The 19,869-nt window shown below is 75.2% G+C and carries 17 protein-coding genes; 9 read left to right on the forward strand and 8 right to left on the reverse strand.

The genetic code is table 11. From position 1 onward, the window contains the following. Positions 1-20 precede the first annotated feature (20 nt). Positions 21-1,541, forward strand: coding sequence for a M20/M25/M40 family metallo-hydrolase (locus GC157_02495; protein MBI1376341.1), 1,521 nt, complete (start codon positions 21-23; stop codon positions 1,539-1,541). A gap of 16 nt (positions 1,542-1,557) precedes the next feature. On the opposite strand, the gene GC157_02500 is transcribed toward GC157_02495, so the two are convergent. From GC157_02500 to GC157_02510, 3 genes are all read right to left on the reverse strand, one after another. Further along, positions 1,558-2,589 (reverse strand): hypothetical protein, encoded by a 1,032-nt coding sequence (locus GC157_02500; GenBank protein ID MBI1376342.1) that lies wholly within the window; start codon positions 2,587-2,589, stop codon positions 1,558-1,560. A gap of 92 nt (positions 2,590-2,681) precedes the next feature. Then, the gene (locus tag GC157_02505; GenBank protein ID MBI1376343.1) at positions 2,682-3,905 is read right to left on the reverse strand and encodes a DUF1015 family protein; all 1,224 of its coding nucleotides are present in this window, start codon (positions 3,903-3,905) and stop codon (positions 2,682-2,684) included. Positions 3,906-3,970: 65 nt separating this feature from the next. Beyond that, on the reverse strand, positions 3,971-4,735 hold the full coding sequence (locus GC157_02510; GenBank protein MBI1376344.1) for an ROK family protein: 765 nt from the start codon (positions 4,733-4,735) through the stop codon (positions 3,971-3,973). Between the two features lie 94 nt (positions 4,736-4,829). On the opposite strand from GC157_02510, the gene GC157_02515 reads away from it, so the two are divergent. After that, on the forward strand, positions 4,830-5,459 hold the full coding sequence (locus GC157_02515; protein ID MBI1376345.1) for an alpha-ketoglutarate-dependent dioxygenase AlkB: 630 nt from the start codon (positions 4,830-4,832) through the stop codon (positions 5,457-5,459). A 33-nt stretch (positions 5,460-5,492) separates the two neighbouring features. Here the strand turns inward: GC157_02515 and GC157_02520 are convergent, their stop codons facing one another. After that, positions 5,493-7,049, reverse strand: coding sequence for a DHA2 family efflux MFS transporter permease subunit (locus tag GC157_02520; GenBank protein MBI1376346.1), 1,557 nt, complete (start codon positions 7,047-7,049; stop codon positions 5,493-5,495). 411 nt (positions 7,050-7,460) lie between these two features. On the opposite strand from GC157_02520, the gene GC157_02525 reads away from it, so the two are divergent. Genes GC157_02525 through GC157_02540 form a run of 4 tightly spaced genes read left to right on the forward strand, consistent with a single transcriptional unit; the run spans position 7,461 to position 10,190 of the window. Further along, a complete protein-coding gene (locus tag GC157_02525) occupies positions 7,461-8,222 on the forward strand; it encodes an aminotransferase class I and II (GenBank protein MBI1376347.1) in 762 nt (253 codons plus the stop codon). Next, positions 8,206-8,631: a DUF3037 domain-containing protein gene (locus GC157_02530; protein ID MBI1376348.1), complete on the forward strand. Its 426-nt coding sequence runs from the start codon at positions 8,206-8,208 to the stop codon at positions 8,629-8,631. Before GC157_02525 ends, GC157_02530 begins: the two co-directional genes overlap by 17 nt. Then, entirely contained in the window at positions 8,628-9,944 is a 1,317-nt protein-coding gene (locus GC157_02535) for a chloride channel protein (GenBank protein MBI1376349.1), read from the forward strand. The genes GC157_02530 and GC157_02535 overlap by 4 nt, the downstream gene beginning before the upstream one ends. A gap of 45 nt (positions 9,945-9,989) precedes the next feature. Further along, positions 9,990-10,190: a hypothetical protein gene (locus GC157_02540; protein MBI1376350.1), complete on the forward strand. Its 201-nt coding sequence runs from the start codon at positions 9,990-9,992 to the stop codon at positions 10,188-10,190. Between the two features lie 22 nt (positions 10,191-10,212). Here GC157_02540 and GC157_02545 read toward each other — a convergent pair whose 3' ends face one another. Further along, positions 10,213-12,267, reverse strand: a complete 2,055-nt coding sequence (locus GC157_02545) for a copper resistance protein CopD (protein MBI1376351.1) — start codon at positions 12,265-12,267, stop codon at positions 10,213-10,215. A gap of 89 nt (positions 12,268-12,356) precedes the next feature. On the opposite strand from GC157_02545, the gene GC157_02550 reads away from it, so the two are divergent. Together GC157_02550 and GC157_02555 are read left to right on the forward strand one after the other, a co-directional pair. Next, positions 12,357-13,523: a phosphotransferase gene (locus GC157_02550; protein ID MBI1376352.1), complete on the forward strand. Its 1,167-nt coding sequence runs from the start codon at positions 12,357-12,359 to the stop codon at positions 13,521-13,523. Positions 13,524-13,584: 61 nt separating this feature from the next. Next, positions 13,585-14,001 carry a hypothetical protein gene (locus GC157_02555; GenBank protein MBI1376353.1) on the forward strand — a complete coding sequence of 139 codons (417 nt, stop codon included), beginning with the start codon at positions 13,585-13,587 and terminating at the stop codon, positions 13,999-14,001. On the opposite strand, the gene GC157_02560 is transcribed toward GC157_02555, so the two are convergent. From GC157_02560 to GC157_02570, 3 genes are read right to left on the reverse strand one after another with little or no spacing between them, the layout of a single operon-like run. Next, a complete protein-coding gene (locus GC157_02560) occupies positions 13,974-15,716 on the reverse strand; it encodes a response regulator (GenBank protein MBI1376354.1) in 1,743 nt (580 codons plus the stop codon). The genes GC157_02555 and GC157_02560 overlap by 28 nt on opposite strands. Further along, positions 15,713-17,638 carry a response regulator gene (locus GC157_02565; GenBank protein ID MBI1376355.1) on the reverse strand — a complete coding sequence of 642 codons (1,926 nt, stop codon included), beginning with the start codon at positions 17,636-17,638 and terminating at the stop codon, positions 15,713-15,715. The genes GC157_02560 and GC157_02565 overlap by 4 nt, the downstream gene beginning before the upstream one ends. 17 nt (positions 17,639-17,655) lie before the next feature. Beyond that, positions 17,656-18,342: a response regulator gene (locus GC157_02570; protein ID MBI1376356.1), complete on the reverse strand. Its 687-nt coding sequence runs from the start codon at positions 18,340-18,342 to the stop codon at positions 17,656-17,658. A 291-nt stretch (positions 18,343-18,633) separates the two neighbouring features. Here GC157_02570 and GC157_02575 point away from each other — a divergent pair, with 291 nt between their 5' ends. Then, entirely contained in the window at positions 18,634-19,860 is a 1,227-nt protein-coding gene (locus tag GC157_02575; protein MBI1376357.1) for an acetyl-CoA hydrolase, read from the forward strand. Positions 19,861-19,869: the final 9 nt, after the last annotated feature.

Here is a 19,869-nt window from a genome sequence, read left to right on the forward strand (position 1 = left end):
TGTGTCGGTCCCGTTGACGATTGCTGAGTGTGCCACTGCACCCTCCCGGCCGCTCCCCCCGGTCCGCGGGGTTCCGGGTGACATGGGCCACAGGCCCCGGCAGGCTCCGGGGAGCCTCCCCGGGGCGCCGCGGCCCGCGTGCGGCGGCCCGTCGCTACGGTGCTCCGGTGACCGCAGGCACGCACGCCGGGCAGCCGGCCTCCCCCGATCCGGCCCCCGAGACCGACCCCGACGCCGGGCGGCGGGGCGAGGAGGCGGTCGCCCTGGCCGTCGACCTCATCCGGGTCGACTCCACGAACGGGAACGAGACCGCGGTGGCCGAGGTGCTCGCCGCCTACCTCGAGGGCGACGGCGTCGAGGTGGAGCTGGTGGCCCGCGACCCGCGCCGGGCCAACCTCGTGGCGCGCCTGCGCGGCACCGGCGGGGGCCCGTCCCTGGCGTTCGTGGGGCACAGCGACGTCGTGCCGGCCGACCCGCGCGACTGGACCCACCCGCCGTTCGCCGCCGTGGTCGACGACGCCGGCTACCTCTGGGGGCGCGGCGCGGTCGACATGAAGGGCGAGGTGACGGCCCGGGCCGCCGCCCTGCGCTCGCTGGCCCGCTCGGGGTGGCGCGGCCGAGGCGACCTGCTGCTCGTGGTGGTGGCCGACGAGGAGGACGGCGCAGCCGCCGTCGGCATGAACTGGCTCGTGGACGAGCGCCCCGACATCGCCGCCGACTACGCGCTCAACGAGGGCGGGGGCATGCGCTTCTCGCTGGCCGACGGCCGCCACCTCGTCGAGGTGTCCGTGGGCGAGAAGGGCACCTGCCCGGTGCGGGTCGAGGCGCTGGGCGAGGCCGGCCACGCCTCCACCCCCACCCTCGGCGACAACGCCGTCCCCCTCCTCGCGCAGCTGCTCGTGCGGATCGGGCGGGGCGAGGCGCAGCCGGCCGACCACCCCGCCGTCCGGGCGATGCTCGACGCCCTGCTCGGCCCCGGTGCCGTGGACCGGCTCGGCCTGGCCGAGGCGCTCCGCCGGGCCGGCGCGCTGCACCCCACGCTCGCCGACAGCCTCCCGGCGGTCGCCGGCACGACGATGGCGCCGACCGTGCTGCACGGGTCGGCGGCGCGCAACGTGATGCCGGCCCGCGCCGCGGTGGAGCTCGACTGCCGGATCCTGCCGGGCACCACCGAGGACGAGGTGCTCGCCGCCGTGCGCGCCCGGCTCGGCGACGACCTCGCCTACGAGCTCTCGCTGGCGGAGCCCGCGGTGCACGGCAACGCGTCCGCGCCCGAGGGGCCGCTGTGGGACGTCGTGCGCCGCTGGAGCGCCGAGCACGTGGGGGCCGAGCCGTTCCCCACCCTGTGCTCGGGCTTCACCGACTCCGTCTACCTGCGCCGGGCGTTCGGGACTGTCGCCTACGGGTTCAGCCCCTTCCGGACGACGCCCACCGAGGTGCTCGAGGCCGGCTACCACAACGCCGACGAGCGCGTGCACGTCGACGACGTCGCGCTCTCGGCGCACTTCCACGCCGACGCGGCCCGGTCGCTGCTGGGCTGACCGGCCCGCCGCGCGGTCAGTCCGCGCAGAGGTCGCCGATCCGGTCGAGGGCGGCGAGGGCCGCGCCGCGCTCGCGGCGGCCGAGGCCGCACGAGGTCGAGATGTCCACCCGCGACCCGACGGTGTCCTCCACCACCGTGCGCAGCCGCAGCTGCTCGGCCAGCGACTGCCCCTCGTGCGCGATCCCGGCGACGAACCGGGTCGAGGGCCCGAGCCGCAGCCCGGACAGCGGCGCGTAGAACGCGGGGTCGAGCGGCGGGGGGTCGTCCGCCGCGGCGAAGGGGGCGTGGACGAACTCCAGCGGCCGCCCGGCCGGCCACGCCCTCGCGACCGCGTTGGCCAGCTGCACGAGCGGTCCGGCGTCGCCCATCCGACCGAGCGCCTTGTGGTTCATGTCGCCCAGGCACAGGTGGACGCCGAACCTCGTGCCGGGGGCGGCGCCCCCGGCCAGCGCCGCGATGCGCCCGCCGAGCACCCGCGCGAGGGCCGCCTGCGCCGGGCCCGGAGCCTGGGCCACCAGCACCAGCTCGGCCGGCACCTCGATCTGGAACACCGCCTTGCCGCCGGTGATCCGCTGCACGGCGCGGACCTCGTGGAGCGTCGCCTCCGTGAACGCGCGCCGCTGGCGCAGCCCGGCGACCGGTCCGAGCGTGAACAGGGCCATGTCGGTGTCGCCCGGCGTGCCGACCTGGAACACGACGTCGTCGCGGCCGAGCTCGGCGGTCACCTCGTCGAAGACCGGGAGGCTGGCGGTGACGGCGGCGACGTGGCCGAAGTCGAGCGAGGCCCCGTAGAGCCGGTGGCCCTTGCGCACCTTGAACCGCGGGATGTCGTCGTAGTCCGACCACGTGCCGTTGCGCACCAGCTCGAGGTCCGGGTGCGCGCGCAGCGACCCGATGATGTGGATGATCCAGTTGCGCCGGGGCCCGGTCTCGCCGTCGGGGAGGCTCACGACGTGCGGCCCGAGCTTCTCCAGGGCCGTGGTCATCGCCTCGCGCGCCGAGTCCCCCGGCAGGCTCCCCACCAGGTGGGCCCGCCGTCCGCTCACGTCCGCCTCCTCGCCGTCGGGCCTCCATCCTGTCGAGCCGGGGCCCGTGGCGGAAGAAGCACGACGGCGCGGGCCGCGCGGCGGTCGGCCGCTCAGCCGTCGCCGTCGAGCGGGTGCACCACGAGCCCGCTGGCCAGCTTGGGCTCGAACCACGTGGACTTGGGCGGCATCACGTGCCCGGCGTCGGCCACCGCGACCAGCTCCTCGATCGACGTCGGGTGGAGCGTGAAGCCCACGGCCGCACCCTCGGCCACCAGCCGCTCGATCTCCGCGGAGCCCCGGATCCCGCCCACGAACGCGATGCGGGTGTCGGTGCGCGGGTCGGCGATGCCCAGCAGCGGGGCCAGCACGCGGTCCTGGAGCACCGAGACGTCGAGCCGGGCGAGGACGTCGTCCTCCGCGACGTCGCGCGCGCGTGCCAGGTACCAGCGGCCGTCGAGGTGCACGCCGAGCTCGTGCCGCGACGCCGGGGACACCGCGCCGGGGGCCGGCTCGACGTCGACCACCTCGGCCAGCGCGGCCAGGAACTGCTCCGGTGTGCGCCCGCCGAGGTCGCGCACGACGCGGTTGTAGGCCATCACGTGGACGTCGTCGAGCGGGAACACCACCGCGAGGAACGCGTCGTGCTCCCCCGGCCGGCCCGCGCGCAGGGCGTGCACCCGCGACGCCGCGGCGCTGCGGTGGTGGCCGTCGGCCACGTAGAGGTCGCCTACTCCGCCGAGCGCCCGGTGCAGGGCCGCCACCTCGGCGGGGTCGTCGACCACCCACAGCGTGTGCCGGACGCCGTCGCGGGTCTCGACGTCGGTGCGCGGCTCGCGCCCGGTCACCCGCGCGACGATCTCCGCGACGTCGGAGGACCGCCGGCCCACCAGGAACACCGGCTCGTCCTGCGCGTCGAGCGCGTCGACGTGGCGGACCCGGTCGAGCTCCTTGTCCGGGCGGGTGTGCTCGTGGATCCGCACGCGGCCCGCGTCGTAGTCCTCCACCGAGACCGCCGCGACGACCCCGGTCTGGACGACCTCGCCCATGCGCAGGCGGTAGACCGAGTAGGTCGGGCCGGTGTCGCGCTCCAGGACGCCGCGAGCCACCAGCTCGTCGAGGTGGCGCCGCCCCAGCGCGTAGACGTCGTCGGCATGCGGGTCGGCGTCGTCGGGCAGCTCGATCTCGGGACGGGTGACGCGGAAGAACGAGTCCGGGTCGCCGTCGGCCCAGGCACGGGCCTCGGCCGTGTCGACCACGTCGTACGGGGGGCACAGCACGCGGGCCTCGAGCCCCGGCGCCGGGCGCAGCGCGCGGAACGGGCGTACGTCGACCACGCCGGCCTCCTCCGTGTCCTGGCCCCTGCGGCACGGGAGAACCTAGCCGGTCGCGCGGCAGGGGCTCAGTCGCGGCCCGGACCGTGCCCGAGCTCCCAGGCCCGCACGCCGCCGACGATCCCCGCGGTGTTGGGCACGATGACGACGTCGTCGCCCAGCTCGGCCACCACCTCGGGCCGGATCACGCGCGCGTTGCCGCCGCCGATGTAGAGCCGGTCCCACACGAAGACCGGGCGCAGCGCGTCCACCACGCGACGGACCCGGCGCGACCAGAACGCCGGCCCGAGGCGGCGGCGCTCCTTGTCGCCGATGTAGGTGTCGTAGGACAGCCCCCAGCGCACCGGCGCCTGGGAGAGCTCGAGGTGGGGCGCCAGGCGCCCGCCGTCGAAGAGGGCGCAGCCCAGGCCGGTGCCGAGCGTGAGCACGAGCTCGAGCCCGGCCCCGGTGACCACCCCGGCGCCGTGCACCTCCGCGTCGTTGAGCACGAGCGTGGGGACGGCGAGCCGCTGCTCGAGCGCGGCCCGCACGTCGAACCCGGACCACTCCTCCACCAGGCGCGCCACGGGCCGCGAGCGCGGTCCGCTCTCGGTCACGTAGTGCGGCGTGGTGATCACGACGCCGTGGCGGATCATCCCCGGCACCCCCACGGTGGCGCGGTCCGCCCGCGGCAGGCGCTCGGCCAGCTCGGCCAGGGTGTCGAGGAAGCGGGCGACCGGCAGCGGGTACGGCGTGGGCACGCGCACCGGCCGGGCGTGCAGCGTGCCGGCGGGGTCGAGCACCGAGGCCTTGATCCCGGTGCCGCCGCAGTCGACCGCGAGCGTCATGGTCACGCCGGCCAGTCTGGCCCGCGCGACCGGCCGGGGGCCGGGGACACGCGCGGACGGTCAGACGAACACGTGTACGACTCCGTGCTAGCGTCGCCCCATGGCGCTCGCGGTCCAGGCCTCGCTGCTCGACCAGCAGGACGCGCCGCTCCTGGGCCCGCTCGCCGGCCGGGTGCGGCGCACCCCGCTCGCCCATGGCGCCTGGGTCGACCACCTGCCGGGCTGGGTCGCCGGGTCCGACGCCGTCCTCGAGACGCTCCTGCACACCGTGCCGTGGCGCCACGAGCGCCGCCGGATGTACGAGCGCGTGGTCGACGTCCCGCGGCTCGTCGCCTGGTACGACGAGGGCGTCGCGCTGCCCCACCCGCTGCTCGAGGAGGCGCGGGAGGCGCTCTCGCGCCACTACCGCCCCGAGCTCGGCGAGCCCTTCGTCACGGCCGGCTGCTGCCTCTACCGCGACGGGCGCGACTCCGTGGCCTGGCACGGCGACACGATCGGGCGGTCCGCCCACGAGGACACGCTGGTGGCCATCGTGTCGTTCGGCTCGCCGCGCTCGCTGCTGCTGCGCCCGCGCGCCGGAGGTGCGAGCACGGCCTTCCGCCTCGGCCACGGCGACCTGGTGGTCATGGGCGGCTCGTGCCAGCGCACCTGGGAGCACGCGGTGCCCAAGACCGCCCGGGCCGTGGGTCCGCGGGTGAGCGTGCAGCTGCGGCCCCGCGGCGTCGCCTGAGCAGGGCCACGCAGGGGCCGGTCCCGGCCGGCGTCAGCCGACCGGGACGGAGGCCACCTCGTCGTCCTCGTTCACCGCGTCGCGCCCGACGGTGAACATCACGAAGGCCACGATCGCGGCGGTGACGAGGAAGCCCGAGCCCACGAGGAAGGCCCGCGAGTAGCCCGCCGTGAGCGCGGGGTTGATGCCGGCGGCACCGATCCCGTTGGCTGCGATGTAGGCCGTCGTGGCCGCGACCGCCACGGTGTTGAGCAGGCCGGTGCCGACCGCGCCGCCGATCTGCTGGCTCGTGTTGAGCATGGCCGACCCGATACCGGCGTCGGCGCGGTCGATGCCGTGCAGCGCCGCGGTGGAGACCGGGATGAAGATGAAGGCCATCCCGAGGCTCATCACCAGCATGGGCGGCAGCACGTGGGCGAAGTACGACGAGTCGTACTCCAGGCGCGAGAGCCAGAACAGGCCGGCCGCGGCGGCGAGCAGCCCGGGGACGATGAGCGGCTTGGGCCCCACCCGCGGCAGCAGCTGCGAGGCGATCCCGGCGCCGATGATGATGCCGACGCTGAAGGGCAGGAACGCGAAGCCCGCCGTCACCGGCGAGTAGCCGAGCACCACCTGGAGGTAGAGCCCGAGGAAGAGGAACATCGCGAACATCCCGATGCCGACGATGAGCGACACGAGGTAGGCCGCCCCGCGGTTGCGGTCGAGCAGCACGCGCATGGGGAGCAGCGGGTTGGCCACCCGGTTCTCGATCACGAAGAAGGCGACGAGGAGCACGGCCGCGAGGCCGAACCAGACCAGCGTGGCCGGCTCGGTCCAGTGCGAGGACTCCTGGAACGAGTGCGGTGCGGCCTTGGTGAACCCGTAGACCAGCGAGACGAGGCCCACCGAGACGGTGATGGCGCCCAGCACGTCGTAGGAGCCGCTGCCGCCGGCCCGGCTCTCGCGCACGAACGGGACGGCCAGGGCGACGGCGAGGATCGCGATCGGCACGTTGACCAGCAGGCACCAGCGCCACGAGAGGTACTCGGTGAGGACGCCGCCGAGCAGCAGGCCGATGGCGGCGCCGCCGCCGGAGATCGCGCCGTAGACGCCGAAGGCCCGGGCGCGCTCCTTGGGCACGTGGAAGGTGACGGTGATCAGCGAGAGCGCCGCGGGCGCGAGGAGCGCCGCGAACGCGCCCTGCAGGCCGCGGGCCGCGAACAGCGCCACGGCCGTCGGGGCGGCGCCGCCGATCGCCGAGGCGGTCGCGAAGCCGATCAGCCCGATGATGAACGCGCGCTTGCGGCCGATGAAGTCGGCGATGCGCCCGCCGAGCAGCAGGAGGCCGCCGAAGGCCAGGGCGTAGCCGGTGACCACCCACTGCTGGTCGGCGTCGGCGATGCCGAGGTCGGCCTTGGCGCGGGGCAGGGCCAGGTTCACGATCGAGGCGTCCAGGATGATCATCAGCTGGGCCATGGCGATCACGAACAGCGCGCGCCAGCGCTGCGGGTCGAGCGGCACTCCGGCCTCGGACAGCTCCCAGCCGGCGTGGTCGTCCACGACCTCGGGTGCGTCGGTGCGGGTGTCGGGGGTCTCGGGCGTGGGGGGCATGCGTGTCTCCATCGCGTCGGCGTCGGACGGGGGGCGCGGGGGTCTGCGCCGGGGGGTCGGCCCACGACCGTGCGAGGACGCTCGTGCGGGGGCTGGGCTGATGTGGTGCCGGGCTGCTGTCGTGCGGGGCTGCTGTGGTGCGGGACTGCTGCGGTGCGGGCGCGGCCGGGGCAGGTGCCCGCGACCGGCGTCCGCCAGTGTGCCGGGGACAACCGACAGTGCTCGACCGCGTATTCCGCGGCCCGGCGCCCGGGTCTCGCCCGGGTGAACGAGCGGTGAACGGCCGGGGCCTGCACGGAGGGGCGCCGCCGGCGCGGCTGCCCGACGGGCCGGCGGCGCCCCGCCGGGAGCGCGGGCGTGGCCGGTCGCCGGGCCGCTACGGTTCGGCGCATGGCGAGCGGGCTGCGGGAGGTGCGCGCGACGCGCTACGTCCTGCCGCTGCGCGAGGGCGGGTCGCTGCCGGGCATCGTCGAGGCCGACGACCTCGGCACCTACGTGCTCAAGTTCCGCGGCGCGGGCCAGGGCCGCAAGGCCCTCGTGGCCGAGGTGGTGGTGGGGGAGCTCGGCCGCCGGCTGGGCCTGCCGGTGCCCGAGCTGGTGCTGGTCGACCTCGACCCGGCGCTCGCGAGCGCCGAGCCCGACGAGGAGGTTCAGGACCTCCTCCGTGCGAGCCCCGGGCTCAACCTCGGGATGGACTTCCTGCCCGGCTCCGTGGGCATCGAGCGGCCCGAGGGCGTCGACCCGGAGCTGGCCGCGCAGGTCGTGTGGTTCGACGCGCTGGTGCTCAACGTCGACCGGTCGTGGCGCAACCCGAACCTGCTGCGCTGGCACGGCCGTCCCTGGCTCATCGACCACGGCGCCGCACTGTACTTCCACCACGACTGGGCGCACCGGGCCACCGCGGCGGCCAAGGCCTACCCCCACCCGGGCGACCACGTGCTGCTGCCCGTCGCGTCGTCGCTCCCCGAGGCGGCCGAGCGGCTCGGGCCGCGCGTGGCGCCCGAGCTCGACGAGGTGCTCGCCCTCGTGCCGGACCTCTGGCTCGAGGACGAGCCCGGGTTCGGCTCGGCCGACGACGTGCGCGCGGCCTACGCCGAGGTGCTCGCGGCCCGGGCGGCGGCGCCCGAGGCCTGGCTCGACGCCGTGGAGGTGGCCCGTGCCGCACGCGTATGAGTGGGCCGTGCTGCGCCTCGTACCGCGGGTGGAGCGCTGCGAGTCGGTGAACGTCGGCGTCGTCGTCTACTGCCGGGCGCTGGACTTCCTCGCCGCCTCGGTCTCCGACGACCTCTCCCGGGCCCTGGCGCTCGACCCCGACCTCGACGTGGCCGCCGTGCGCATGGGCCTCGAGAGCGTGCTCGCGGTGTGCGCCGGGTCGCCCGAGGCCGGCGAGAACGGGCGGCGCTCGCCCGGGGAGCGGTTCCGCTGGCTCGTCGCGCCGCGCAGCACCGTCGTGCAGCCCTCCCCGGTGCACACCGGCCTCACGGACGACCCCGCGGCCGAGCTCGCCGACCTCGCCGCGCGCATGGTGGCCTGGCCGCCGGCCCGCTCCGGCCGACCCGTGCCCGAGGAGCGTGAGTCATGACCCAGACCCCGGCCGAGGCCGCGGCGCCCTCCCTGGGTGGTCCGGCGTTCCTGCGCCTGGTGATGATCGGTGCCGTCGTCGGCGTCCCCGCGGCCCTCGTCGCGGTCGGGTTCCTGGCCGTGGTGCACGTGCTCGAGCACCTGCTCTGGACGTCGTGGCCGCAGGCCCTGGGTCTCAGCGCGCCCCCGGCGTGGATGGTGGTCGGCCTCCCGGTGGCCGGGGCGCTGATGGTGTGGGCGGCTCGGACGCTGCTGCCCGGCGACGGCGGCCACGAGCCGCTCGACGGCATCAGCGTGAAGCCGACCCCGGTCTCCTACGCCCCCAGCGTGATCCTCGCCGCCGTCGCATCCCTGGCCTTCGGCGCCGTCCTCGGCCCGGAGGCCCCGCTCATCGCGCTGGGCTCCGTCGTCGGCATGCTCGCCGTGCGCTGGTGGAAGGTCTCCGCCCCGGGCGACCAGGTGATCTCGACCGCGGGGGTCTTCTCGGCCGTGTCCGCCCTGTTCGGCGGACCCGTGGTGGCCGGTGTGCTCCTGCTCGAGGCGGGCGTGGCGCTCGGCGCGTCGGTGATCCCCGTGATGCTCCCCGGACTGGTGTCGGCGGCCGTGGGCTACGTGCTCATCACCGGCATCGGCGACTGGGGCGGCGTGCCCACCGGCAGCCTCACGGTGCCCGACCTCGCGCCCTACCCGACCACCCGCATCGCCGACCTGTTCCTCGCCGTCGTGATCGGCCTCGTGGTGTCGATCCTGGTGCAGGTGGTGCGCCGGCTCGGGCACGTCGTGCGGTCCTCGCGCGGGCGCTTCGGCGCCGGCCCGGTGCTGCTGGCCGGCGGGCTGGCCGTGGGGCTGCTCGCCCTCGCGACGCAGGGGCTCGGGGGCGACAGCCAGAACGTGCTGTTCAGCGGCCAGTTCTCGCTACCGGCCCTGGTCGACGGGTCCTCCAGCCAGTGGGTGCTGCTGGTCACCGTCCTGGCCAAGCTGCTCGGCTACGCGATCTGCCTCGGCGCCGGGTTCCGCGGCGGCCCGGTGTTCCCCGCGATCTTCATCGGGGTGGGCACCGCCGTGCTCATCGGCACCCCGTTCGGCATGTCCACCACTGCGGCGCTGGCGATCGGCACCGCCTGCGGCATGGCCGCGTTCACGCGGCTGATCTTCGCCTCGCTCGTGTTCGCGATCCTCATCTCGGGAGCCGCGGCTCTCGCGGCGCAGCCGGCCGCGGTCCTCGCGGCCGCCACCGCCTGGGTGGTGGGCAAGGTGATCGACCAGCGCGGCGCCACGGCCCCGACGGCGCCCCCGCCCCGGGCCGCCACCTGACTCCCTGCGCAGCCTGCGGCCCGGGCCGGCGCTAGCCTTCTCGCCATGACCGGACCCCACGCCGACCACGACGCCCACACCTCGCACTCGGTGACGGCCACGGTCGTCGCGCTGCTGATCGTGGCCCTCTTCTCGGCGGTCTTCGCCGCGATGGCCCAGGTGTCCTTCGGCGTCCACATCGCGGCGATCTTCGTGATCCTGGCGTTCTTCTCGCTGATGTGGATCTGGGTGCTCGACTCCGACTGACCGGGCCGGGCCGCTCGCCGGCTCAGGGCTGCGGACCGCGGCGGTCGAGCGAGGCGAGGTAGGCGTTGTAGTCGGCGAGCTCGTCCGTGCCCTTGCCGGTCGACGCCGCGCGCTCCTGGGCGCGGTCGGTACGGCGCGCCTCCCGCTCGTCGGCGCGCATCCACTGAAGGAACAGCGCGATGAGCACGATGACCATGGGCACCTCGCCGGTGGCCCAGCCGATGGCCGCCCCGAGGTGCTGGTCGGCGAGCAGGTCGGTCGCGTACGGGCGCTGGAGCGATGCGTAGTAGTCCGGCGCGATCACCGTCGAGGACATCATGAGCGCGACCTCGAAGAACGAGTGCAGCGGCATGACGACGAGCAGGATCCCCAGCCGCACCAGGTAGGGCGGACGCCGCGGCCCCGGGTCGATGCCCACGAGCACCCAGAAGAACAGCGAGCCGGACAGCAGGAAGTGCACGTTCATCGCCGTGTGGCCCCAGTGGCTGCTCATCAGCAGCGGGAACAGCGCGGTGAAGTACAGGACGTAGAACCCGCCCACGAACAGCGCGGAGGCGACGAGCGGGCGGGAGAGGAATCCGACCACGCGTGAGTGCACGGCCGCGTTGAGCCACTCGCGCGGGCCCACCTCGTCGGGCCGACGGGGCAGCGTCCGCAGGGCCAGCGTGATGGGGGCGCCCATGACGAAGAAGATCGGCACCACCATGCTCAGGAGCATGTGCTGCACCATGTGCGCGCTGAACATGCTCTCGCTGTAGGTCGCCAGGCCGGTGCAGGTGGAGAGCACCAGCAGGACGACGCCGACGTACCACGCCGCCGTGCGACCCCACGGCCAGCGGTCGCCCGAGCGGTGCATCGTGCGCAGACCCGCGGCGTAGAGCGCGGCGAGCAGCAGGGCCATCGCCACCCACAGGCCGTCGAAGCGCGCCGACCCCCACAGCATCCCGGAGACGTCCGGCGCGGGTGGGAGGTCGTAGCCGAGCACCAGCCGTGCCCCGGTGATCTGGTCGAGCGGCAGCGAGTCGTCGTAGGGCGGCGGCGTCCGGGACAGGGCCACGGCCACGCCGACCGTCGCGGCCATCACGAGCACCTCGACCGCGGCCACCCGGGCGAACAGCACGCGGCCACCGTCGTCCCCGAGGCGGGGGATCGTCCGCCGGCGGTGCCAGAGCCCGAAGCCCGAGATGACGCCGAGCAGCGCCACCTTGAGCAGCACGATCCGCCCGTAGGACGTCGCCAGCAGGTCGCCGGGGCCGGAGAGCCGGATCCACGCGCTGGCCACGCCGCTGGCGCCGACCGCCACCGCGCACCAGAGCGCGAGGACGCTGAAGCGCGGGACGGCGGCCGGCAGTGGGCGCCGGTCGCGGGTCGCGAGCAGCACCAGGGCGGCGATGCCGCCGCACCAGACGCTCAGCGACACCACGTGCACGATGAGGCTGGAGACCGCGATGGTGTGGTCGGACGAGGCCCCCGAGTGGCTGGTGAGGGCCGGCGGCACGACGCCGAGCAGGGCCAGCAGCGTCGCGACGAGGGCACCCGTGGTGGTGCGGACCGCGGAGGCGGCCACGGCGACGACGAGGGCGAGCAGCACCTGCGCGAGCAGGGACCTGCCGACGTCGATGTCGGTCGCGAAGCTCCACAGCTGGGCGGGGTCGAGCACCTGCGAGAGCGGCGCCGCGACGATGTCGGACAGCGAGAGCACGATCTCGACCGCCGCCAGCACCGCCCACGCCAGCGCCGTCCAGCGCGCGGCGCGGGTCCAGCGCAGGCGCTCGCCGCGCAGCTCCCCGGCGCGGGCGGGCACGAGCACCGCTCCGGCCAGGAGCAGGCCCACGGTGAGGATGCCGGCGAGGTCCACCAGGGTGCGCACGGGCGGCAGGGCCCACAGGGTGAGCAGCCCCGGGTCCGGCAGGCCGGCCGGTGCGGGCGCGGGCCGGCCGTCGCCCGACCACAGCACGACGGCGGTGGCCAGCACGCCGACGACGGCCCAGCCGGCCAGCAGGCGCGAGGCGCGCGGCACCCGCGCGGGCGCGGGCCGGTCCGGCGAGGAGGGGCGCGCGGTGGTGGGGGCCGTCATCGCGCGGCCAGGGCCCGACGCGGGCGTCCGTCCGACCCCGCCCCGGTCCGGGGCCGGGGCAGCGCTCGGGCGTCCAGGGGCACCCGCTCATGGTAGGTGGCGGTGCCGCGCGGGCCGACCGGGAGCGCGACGGCCTTGACGCGAGACACTCTGTCAGTTGGAGTAGGACGGCCGCTCGCACCGCCGTCCCCCACCCCTCGGGAGCGCCCACGATGACCTCGACCACGCTCCCGGGGCGGGCCCTCGACCTGCGCGCCCTCAACGCCCACCTCGCCGAGTCGGCCCCGGAGCACCCTCCCGTGCACGCCGCGGTCCAGCTCAAGGGCGGCCAGTCGAACCCGACGTACCGCATCGAGACCGAGGCGGGGCCCCGCGTGCTGCGGATGCGGCCGGTCGGGATCGGGCCGTGGGCGCACGCGGTCGACCGCGAGTTCCGGGTGATGGGAGCCCTCGCCGGCACTCCCGTCCCGGTGCCGCAGGTCTTCCACTACTGCGCCGACGAGTCCGTGATCGGCGGGTCGTTCTACACGATGGAGTTCGTCGAGGGCCGCATCATCGACAGCGGCCGGCTCCCGGGGCTGACGCCCGAGGAGCGCCGGGCGGTCTACCTGGACTTCGTCGACGTCGCGGCGGCGCTGCACAACGTCGACTGGGAGCCGCTCGGGCTGGAGGGCTTCGGCAAGCCGCACACCTACGTGCAACGGCAGATCGCGCTCCAGGCGCGGATGTACGACGCCGTCTCCGACGGTTCCTTCCCGGACATGGGCTGGCTCGTGGAGCACCTCCCGGCGCTGGCGCCCGAGCAGGACTCCACCCGGGTGGTGCACGGCGACCTGCGGATCGGCAACCTCGTGCTGCATCCCACGGAGCCGCGCGTGGTCGCGCTGCTCGACTGGGAGATGTCCACCCTGGGCGACCCGCTGGCGGACGCGGCGCTGCTGACCATCAGCTACCACCTCACCGAGAACCCGCAGGGGTGCTTCGACGCCGCCGAGGGCGCCCGGCTGGGCATCCCGTCCGAGGAGGAGCTCGTCGCCCGCTACCTCGAGGCGACGGGGCGCACCGAGTTCCCCGACTACACGTTCATGATGGCGTTCAACCTGTTCCGCTACGCCTCGGCGCAGTACGGCATCTACCACCGCGGCACCCGCGGCCTCGCCGTCTCCGACGAGCACGCCGACTACCTGCAGACGCCCGGCCCGCTCTCCCGGCGCGCCCGCGAGATGGCCGAGTCCCTCGGGAGCGGCCGGGCCTGACGGCTCCGGTCGCGCGATCCCGCCCGCGCCGGTGCCTCTGGCAGGGTGGGCCCGGGAGGCGATGGGGATGTCCGACGGCACGGGCGACGACCGGTCCGGCCCCGGTCCGCGGGGCGCGGAGCCCGGCAGCCTCGACCTCGACCGGCTCGCCGCGCTCGAGGAGGAGACCGGCGACCGGGACCTGGTGGCCGACGTCGTGCGCACGTTCGTCGACGAGGCCCCGGCGCGACTGGACCTCATCGCCTCGGCGGTCCGGTCCGGCGACGCCGAGGCCGTGGCGTCGACGGCGCACGCGCTCGGCTCGCCCGCCGCGATGCTCGGGGCCGTCGAGGTCCGCGCGCTCACCCGCGCGCTCCAGCAGGCCGCGGCGGAGGGCCGCGCCCAGGACTACGCGCGTCTGCAGGGGGAGATCGAGCGGGCCACCGCGACCGTGGTCGCGCTCATGCGCCGCTACGTCGACGCCGCGACCGGCGGCTGATCCCCCGCGGGGGGCAGGTCCGCACCGGGGTGGCGGTCGAGCCAGCGCCGCGCCACGTCCGCGAGGGCGTCGATGCCGTACGGCTTGCTCAGGTAGTCGACCATGCCGGCGTCCCGGCACAGGTCGCGCTCGGCCTGCCCCACGTGCGCGGTGACGGCCACGATCGGCACGTCCGCGGCGGTCGCGCCGTCGGTGGTGAGACGCCACGCGCGCGTGGCCTCGCGACCGTCCATGTCGGGCATCTGGACGTCCATGAGCACCAGGCCGTACGCCGTGCCCCGCATCGCCTCGAGCGCCGAGGCACCGCCGTCCACGACGTCGGCGGACAGACCGATGCGGCCCAGCATGGCCGCCGCGAGCCTTCGGTTGATCTCGTTGTCGTCCACCAGCAGCACCCGCTGGCTCCGGACGGTCCAGGCGGCCGGGCCGCCGGCCCTGGCCGCGACGCGCACCGTCGCCCGGGTGCCGCCGTCGTCGGCCGCTGCCACCGTCAGCTCCCCGCCGAGGGCGCTGGCGAGCCGCGCCGCCTGGGCCAGCCCGCTCCCGCCGGACGGCCGGGTCACGTTGCCTGGCCAGGTGTAGCCGCGCCCGCGGTCGCGCACCTCGATGGTCAGCTCGGCCGGCCCGGTCGCCGCGCGCAGCTCGACCTCGGCGCTGCCCGAGTGGCGGACGGCGTTGCCGACCAGCTCGTCGAGGATCCGCTCGAGGCTCGGCCGGTGCAGGGAGACGGCCGCCGCGGGGGGAGCCTCCGGCACCGCGACGACATGCGCGCCCTCCCCGGCCCACCGTCGGGCGACGTCCCGCACGAGCTCGTCGGGCGCGCACCGGGTCCGCTCCCCCAGCAGCCGGCGCTCCGTCCCGTCGGTGACCGACACGAGGGTCTCCAGGACGCCGGCCAGCAGCCCGTCGTCCTGCCCCGGTCCCCGGGCCGAGCCCAGCGCGGACCTCGCCTCGTGGGCCAGGAACGCGGCGTAGACGGCGCGCACGTCCTCCGCCTCGCGCACACCTCGCCGCAGCGCCGCGATCTCGTCGTCGCGCTGGGCCAGCACGTCCTCGAGCCGGCGTCGGTCGGCGTCCTGCCTCTCCCGGAGCCGCTGCCACTCGAACGCGCGGCCGAGCTGGGTGCCGATCGACGGGGCGAGCTGGAGCATCCGCTCGTCGGCGGCTCGGGGCACGGGATGCACGAACTCCATCACCGCGACGACCTCGATCCCGGTGACCACCGGGAACGCCCAGGAGGAACCACCGTCGATCACGGTGTTGCGCGGGTAGTTCGCCGCCAGCGCGAGGTTCGGCAGCCACAGCGCGAGGTGCGAACCCGCCACCTCGCCCGGCAGGCCGCGCGGGGGGACGAAGCGCTCGTCCAGCGTCGCGGTGACGACCCGGTCGAGGAAGTCGAGCTGGGCGGGGTCGGCGTCCCAGATGTCGGAGGTGACGAAGGCGCCGTCCTCGTCCGGCACGAGGACGTGGGCGACGGCGAAGTCGCAGTGGCGCCGCAGCACGCGCGACGCCGACCCGAGCGCCGTGAGCGCGTCGCCGCTCTCGTTCACGATGACGGCGATGGCGGCGAGCAGCTCCACCTCGCGCGATCGCTCGAACGCCCGCCGCAGCTGGTTCTCCGCGATCTGCTCCGCCTCGAGGCGGGCCGTACGCTCGCGCGCCGCCTGCCGCTCGAGCCGCGCGACGTGGTCGCCCGGCGGGGCCGGCACGCTCATGTCGGCACCTGGAGCATCGCCTCGACGACGCGGCGCAGCTCGCCGAGGTCCACCGGCTTGCCGACGTGCCCGTCCATGCCGCTGTCGCGGCAGCGGGCCAGCACGGCCGGGTCGTCCCCGGCCACGACGGCGATCACCGGCACCGTCGCCACGCGCCGGTCGTCGTGCGCGCGGATCCGGGTCGCGGTGCCGGGCCCGTCCAGCCCGGGCATGTCGGCGTCGAGCAGGACCAGCCCGATCGACCGTCGCCGCTCCAGCAGGTCGAGGGCCTCCTCGCCGCCCTCCACCGCCGTCGCCGGGACCCCGATGCGCGAGAGCTGGCGGACCAGCAGGTTGCGGCTGGCCTCGCTGTCGTCGGCGACGAGCACCCTCGGCGCCACGGCGTCGTCGTCGACCGGCTCGGCCGGAAGCGGGCGTGCGTCCGAGGTCTCGGGCAGGCGCAGCGTGAAGCGGAACGACGAGCCCTCGCCCACGGCGCTGGAGACGTGGATGTGGCCGCCCATCAGGGCGACGAGCCGCTCGGAGATCGCGAGACCGAGCCCGGTCCCCTCGTTGCGGCTGCGCGCCTGCACGAAGGGGTCGAAGATCGCGGCGAGCCGGTCCTGAGGGATGCCGACGCCGGTGTCGCGCACCTCGAACTCGAGCTTGACGTCGCCGGACCTGCGCTCGACCAGCGAGAGGCTCACCGTGACCGAGCCCGTCGTCGTGAACTTCACGGCGTTGCCCGCGAGGTTCACCAGCACCTGACGCAGCCGGAGCGGGTCGCCGACGACGGTCGCCGGAGCGGCGGGGTCGACCACCAGGCGCGTCTCGATCCCCTTGGACCTCGCCTGGGGCGCCACCACGTCGACGACGGCGGCGGCCAGCTCCGCCGGCGAGAACGCCTCCTCGACGAGGTCGATCCGGCCGGCCTCCACGCGCTGGAGGTCGAGGATGTCGTTGATGATCGCCACGAGCGTGGTGGCCGACGAGCTGACGACGTCGAGCAGCTCGCGCTGGTCGGCGTCCAGCGACGTCGTGCGCAGCAGCTCCAGGGTGGCGAGCACCCCGTGCATCGGCGTGCGGATCTCGTGGCTCATCGAGGCGAGGAACTGGGTCTTGGCGTCGGAGGCGGCGATGGCCTCGTCGCGGGCCCGCGCCAGCGCCTCCTGGTACTGCACCCGGTCGGTCGCGTCGCGGAAGATCCACAGCGCGCCGAGGTCGCTCCCGCCCGCGTCGAGGGGCTGGAAGTCGAACTCCAGGACGCGGCCGTCCCCCAGGGGGAGCGACTGGTCCGACGCCGGCCACCGCCGGTGGACGAGGTCCGCCTTGCGGCGCAGGAAGGGCGCGGGATCGGTCGTGGCCGAGAGCACCTGCCCCACCGCCGCCGCGGCCGGCATCCCCATGAGGTCGGCCGGGGACGCGTCGGCGGCGAGGACGTCGAGCAGCGTCTGGTTCACCAGCACCACGCGCCGGGCCGCGTCCTCCACCAGGACGCCGGACTGCATGTGGTCGAGGAGTGCCGTGAGCCGCGACGTGGTCTCGCGCAGCTCGAGCTCCGCGGTCTTCTCGGCGGTGACGTCGAGCATGAAGCCGACGCGCCGGGCGATCCCGTCGTCCTCGCGCACGACGGAGTCGACGGCGCGCACCCACACCTGGCCACCGTCGGCGCGCCGCACCCGCATCTGCTCGTCGAAGGGGGACCCGTGCCGCTCCGCGTGCAGGTGCGCCTGCCACACGCGGTCGCGGTCGTCGGGGTGCACCACGGTGTCGAAGAAGAACCCGGGCTCGTCGCGCCAGCGCGCCGCCGGGTGGCCGAGCCACCCCTCCACGCCGGGCGAGATGAACTCGGCGACCGGCAGGGGGCCGAGGGTGTCGACGTACATCACGAGCGGCTGGAGCTCGACCAGCCGGCGGTACTGGGTCTCGGCCCCGGTCGGCACGGCGGGACGCCCCGGCCTCAGGCGGGCTCGAAGCGATAGCCGACACCGCGCAGCGTGCGGATGTGGCGCGGCTGCGAGGCGGACTCGCCGAGCTTCTTGCGCAGCTTGCCCATGTGCACCTCGATCACGTGGTCGTCGCCGAACCACTCGCCCCATACCTGCACCAGCAGCTGCTCGCGGGTGAAGGTCCGGCGCGGGCTGCCGGAGAGCAGGTCGAGGATGTCGAACTCGATCTTGGTCAGCTCCACCTGGTCGCCGTCGACGACGACCTCGCGCGCGACCGGGTCGACCACCAGGTGACCGAAGTCGCGCAGCTCCTGCTGCGGCGCGATGCGGGGCCGGCGGCGCATGGCGCGGACCCGGGCAGCCAGCTCGCGCGGCGAGAAGGGTTTGGTGACGTAGTCGTCGGCGCCCACGGTGAGGCCCACGATCTTGTCGACCTCGTCGTCGCGGGCGGTCACCATCACGACGTACGCGTCGCTGAAGCCGCGCAGCTCGCGGCAGACGTCCACGCCGTCGCGGTCCGGCAGGGAGAGGTCGAGGATGACGAGCTCGGGGCGCTTCGCGCGGGCCCAGTCGAGCCCCTGGTCGCCGCGCGGGGTGGCGACGACGGCGTAGCCCTCGCGCTCGAGCAGCCCGCGCACGAGCATCGTGATCTCCGGGGAGTCCTCGATGACGAGGGCCTCGGGTCGATCGAGTGCCATCTCGTGCCCCTTCCGCGCCGCTCGGGTCGCGGCCTCACTCACTGTGACAGTCCGGTCACTCGGAGGCGCGGGCGGGCGCACCCGTTCGGAGCAGCGCTGCCTCACGCGGGTGACCGGCCCGGGCGCCCCGGCCCGGCCCGTCACGCCGTGGCAGTCCGCAAGATCACAGCGGTGTCCGGGCGCTGGTGCCGCGACGGCACTCCCCGGCTGGATAGCGTCGAGCGTGCCGGCGGGCCGGCCGGCGGACCGCCGGCCGAGGCGCCCTCGGGCCGGCAGGGACAGGAACGGACCATGCGCACACTGACGCTCGACGAGCTCCCCTCCGTGCTCGGCGCGCTCCCGGGCAACCCCCGGGTCGTGGCCAGCGGCAACTTCGCGACCCCGGCTGCGGTGCTCGCGGCGCTCGACACCGCCGTGCCGGAGTACCGGCTGCACCTGCTCAACGCCCAGGGCGGCCTGCCCGACCGCGACGGCGTCACCTACGAGACGGCGTTCGTCGGCCCGGGCATGCGGCGCAGCCCTCGCCTCGTCTACGTGCCGTGCCGGCTCTCGCTCGTGCCGCGCCTGTTCGCCACCACCTGCCCGCCGGACGTCGTGGTGCTCCACACGTCGGCCCCCTCGCAGGGGCGGGTGTCGCTCGGCATCGAGGTCAACATCCTGCCCGCGGCGGTCGAGGCCGTGCGCGAGCGCGGCGGGATCGTCATCGCCCAGGTGAACCCGCGCATGCCGTACACCTTCGGCGACGCGGAGGTCGACGTCGACGCCATCGACTACGCGGTCGAGGTCGAGTCCGAGCTCCCCTCACCGCCGGCCACCGCGATCGACGACGTGTCAGCCGCCATCGGCGACCGCGTCGCGACCCGCGTGGGCGACGGCGCCACGCTCCAGCTGGGCATCGGCGCCGTGCCCGACGCCGTGCTCTCCGGGCTGACGCACCGGCGCGACCTGCGGGTGTGGAGCGAGATGTTCAGCGACGGCGTGCTCGACCTCGACCGCGCCGGCGCGCTGGACCCCGACGCGCAGCTCACGTCGTCGTTCCTGTTCGGCTCGCCCGAGCTCTACTCGTGGGTCGACCGCAACCCGCGCGTGGCGATGCTGCGCACCGAGACCACGAACGAGCCGTCGCTGATCCGCCGCAACCCGATGATGACCTCGGTCAACACCGCGCTCCAGGTGGACCTCTACGCGCAGGCCAACGCGTCGCGCGTCAACGGCCGCATCTACTCCGGCTTCGGCGGCCAGACCGACTTCATCGTCGGTGCGCTGCACTCCCCCGGCGGCCAGGCGATCATCGCGCTGCGCTCGTGGCACCCGCGCGCCGACGTCTCCACCATCGTGCCGATGATCGACGAGCCGCTCACCTCGTTCCAGGCCACCGCGATCGTCACCGAGCAGGGCACGGCCGTGGTCTTCGGCTACGACGAGCGGTCCCAGGCCCGGCACCTGATCCGCGACGCCGCCCACCCCGACGCGCGCGACGAGCTGTGGGAGGAGGCGCGCGCCCTGCACCTGGCCTGACCGGGCCGG

The organism is Frankiales bacterium (genome assembly GCA_016125335.1).
Taxonomy (GTDB): Bacteria; Actinomycetota; Actinomycetes; order S36-B12; family CAIYMF01; genus Longivirga.

Coding starts and splice junctions, on each gene's coding strand:
- GC157_02570 (MBI1376356.1), bottom strand. CDS start 18,342: ATGGCACTCGATCGACCCGAGGCCCTCGTCATCGAGGACTCCCCGGAG.
- GC157_02575 (MBI1376357.1), top strand. CDS start 18,634: ATGCGCACACTGACGCTCGACGAGCTCCCCTCCGTGCTCGGCGCGCTC.
- GC157_02535 (MBI1376349.1), top strand. CDS start 8,628: ATGACCCAGACCCCGGCCGAGGCCGCGGCGCCCTCCCTGGGTGGTCCG.
- GC157_02540 (MBI1376350.1), top strand. CDS start 9,990: ATGACCGGACCCCACGCCGACCACGACGCCCACACCTCGCACTCGGTG.
- GC157_02545 (MBI1376351.1), bottom strand. CDS start 12,267: ATGACGGCCCCCACCACCGCGCGCCCCTCCTCGCCGGACCGGCCCGCG.
- GC157_02555 (MBI1376353.1), top strand. CDS start 13,585: ATGGGGATGTCCGACGGCACGGGCGACGACCGGTCCGGCCCCGGTCCG.
- GC157_02515 (MBI1376345.1), top strand. CDS start 4,830: ATGGCGCTCGCGGTCCAGGCCTCGCTGCTCGACCAGCAGGACGCGCCG.
- GC157_02520 (MBI1376346.1), bottom strand. CDS start 7,049: ATGCCCCCCACGCCCGAGACCCCCGACACCCGCACCGACGCACCCGAG.
- GC157_02550 (MBI1376352.1), top strand. CDS start 12,357: ATGGTAGGTGGCGGTGCCGCGCGGGCCGACCGGGAGCGCGACGGCCTT.
- GC157_02560 (MBI1376354.1), bottom strand. CDS start 15,716: ATGAGCGTGCCGGCCCCGCCGGGCGACCACGTCGCGCGGCTCGAGCGG.